A 2,435-nucleotide genomic window follows, 5' to 3' on the forward strand; every position below is an offset into this window, starting at 1 on the left:
CGGGGACGTGTACCGCGTGCGCCCGGAGACGCCCGAGGACTTCGACCAGCTCGTCCGCGAACTCCAGGAGACCCACGGGTCGGGCGGAACGTGGAACGTCCTCTACCTGTGGGCGGTCGACACCGAGCCCGACGTCGACCGGGCGTGTGTCTTCGCCCTCGACGCTCCGGTGCACTTTGCCCGTGCCCTTGGACTGCACCGCCCCGCCGCGCCGACTAGGCTGGCCGTGGTCACGCAAGGACTCGCCCGGGTGGAGGGCGGCGAGACCGCCCCGCCCACGCGCGCCCTGGTCCTCGGGCCAGTCAAGACACTGCCTCTTGAGTACCCGGCACTGGTCGCGTCCGCGATCGACATCGAGGGCGTCGAGGCGGAGCTGGACCCGCTCATCTCCGAGATACGCGCCTCCCTGCCTTGGCCGTTCGTCGCCTTCCGTGGCACTACCCGCTTCGCCGAGGACGTCGAGGCCATGACGACGGCCGACGCGAACAGCGGCTCCTTGAGCCTTCGACCGCAGGGCGTCTACGTGATCACGGGCGGCCTCGGCGGCATCGGCAGGGCGATCGCGGCATGGATGGCGCGAAAGTACCAAGCGCGTCTGGTGCTCCTCGGCCGGACACCCCTGCCGCCGCGTGAGCGATGGACAGTGCTCGAAAGCGAGCCCGGGACCGACGAGGAGACGCGACGCCGCATCGCTGCCGTCCGCGAGCTGGAGTCGCACGGTGCGCAGGTGCACGTCGACGCGTGCGACGTGACCGACCGTGTCGCTCTCGCCGAGGCCGTCGACCGGGCGGAGCGCCGGTTCGGCCCCGTCGATGGGGTCGTCCACGCAGCAGGTATGGCCGGGGGCGGGCTCGCGCAGTTCCGGTCGGTCGAGGCGATGCGCGAGGTGCTTGCCCCCAAGGTCGACGGCACGCTCGCCCTTGCTTCGGTGCTCGGCGGCCGACAGCTCGACTTCTTCGCCGTCTTCTCGTCGACCGGCGCACTTCTGGGCAGCCTCGGCCAGGTCGACTACTGTGCCGCGAACGCCTTCCTCGACGCTTGGGCCGAGTCCTCCGACGCGCCCGCACATGTCGTCGCCATCGCCTGGGATGCCTGGCACAGTGTCGGCATGGCGGCGAAGCGTCTCCCCGCCGCTGCGGAGGCATACCCCGAATACGAGCCGTCGGGCGTCTCCGTGTCGGATGCGCTGTCCGTCCTCGAGCGTGCGCTCTTCGGAGGGCAGCCGCGAGTCATCGTCTCCACCCAGAACCTGCCCGATCGACTCAAGCGCGGAACGGGGCGTCATCAGGACCGGCGGGAAGCCCCCTTGGGACCCGCGGCACGGTCGCGCGCGGAGACCGAGAGCACGCTGACCGCCATCTGGAAGGATCTCTTCGGGCGCTCGCACATCGAACGGGATGCCAACTTCTTCGAGTTGGGCGGGGACTCGCTCCTAATCATCGAAGCGGGAAGGCAGATCAAGCAGCGCCTGGAAGTCTCACTGGCCGTGGCCGACCTGTTCAGATTCCCGACCGTCTCCCGCCTCGCGGAGCACCTCGCTCCGACTCCGTCGTCGCAGGCCGGTGAGGCACCGTCGACGACGGTCCGCCATGCGGCGGAGGGCTCCGACATCGCCGTCATCGGTATGGCTGCTCGCTTCCCCGGCGCCAGCAACATCGACGAATTCTGGGAGAACCTCGTGGCTGGCGTGGAGTCGCTGGTACCCACCGACGAACCGGCCAGGGAGGGTCCGGGCGGCCAGGGGCAGTACGTCCCGGTGGCCGGAACCGCCGACGGCGTCGACCAGTTCGACCCCACGTTGTTCGGTTACACGCCGCGGGAAGCGGAGATCATGGATCCGCAGCAGCGGCTGCTGCTCATGTGCGCGTACGAGGCGCTGGAGGATGCTGGACACGCTCCGCGCGCCCAATCCAGCAGGGTCGCGGTCTACGCCGGAGTGGCGATGAGCAGCTATCTCATCAACAACCTCATTCCGCAACGTGATTCATCGAATATCGACCCGATGGCTGTGAGTCTCGGAAATGACAAGGATTTCGCAGCCACCCAGATCTCCTATCGTCTCAACCTGAACGGCCCGAGTGTGAGCGTCGGTACGGCGTGTTCCACCTCGCTCGTGGCGGTCGCGCACGCCTGCCGCAGTCTCATTTCCGGCGAGAGTGACATGGCGCTCGCCGGAGGAGCGAAGGTCCGCGTTCCGGAGCGCAGCGGCTACTGGTTCCACGACGGAGGAATTCTCTCTCCTGATGGCCATTGCAGGGCTTTCGACGCCGATGGCCAGGGAACCGTCTTCTCCAGCGGGGCGGGTGTCGTGGTGTTGAAGCGGTTGTCGGATGCGGTGCGTGATGGGGATGCGATTCGTGCGGTGATTCGTGGGTCTGCTGTTAATAATGATGGTGCGGATAAGGTGGGCTTTACTGCTCCGAGTGTGGCGGGTC

Annotated in this window: 1 protein-coding gene; it reads left to right on the forward strand. The window is 67.8% G+C overall.

Annotated features, from left to right (window positions below; all coding sequences use genetic code 11):
• Positions 1-16: 16 nt before the first annotated feature.
• The coding region (locus FNX44_RS26130) for an SDR family NAD(P)-dependent oxidoreductase (RefSeq protein WP_143651446.1) at positions 17-2,435 on the forward strand (2,419 nt) is incomplete at its 3' end.

The organism is Streptomyces alkaliterrae (genome assembly GCF_007097205.2).
Lineage (GTDB): Bacteria > Actinomycetota > Actinomycetes > Streptomycetales > Streptomycetaceae > Streptomyces > Streptomyces alkaliterrae.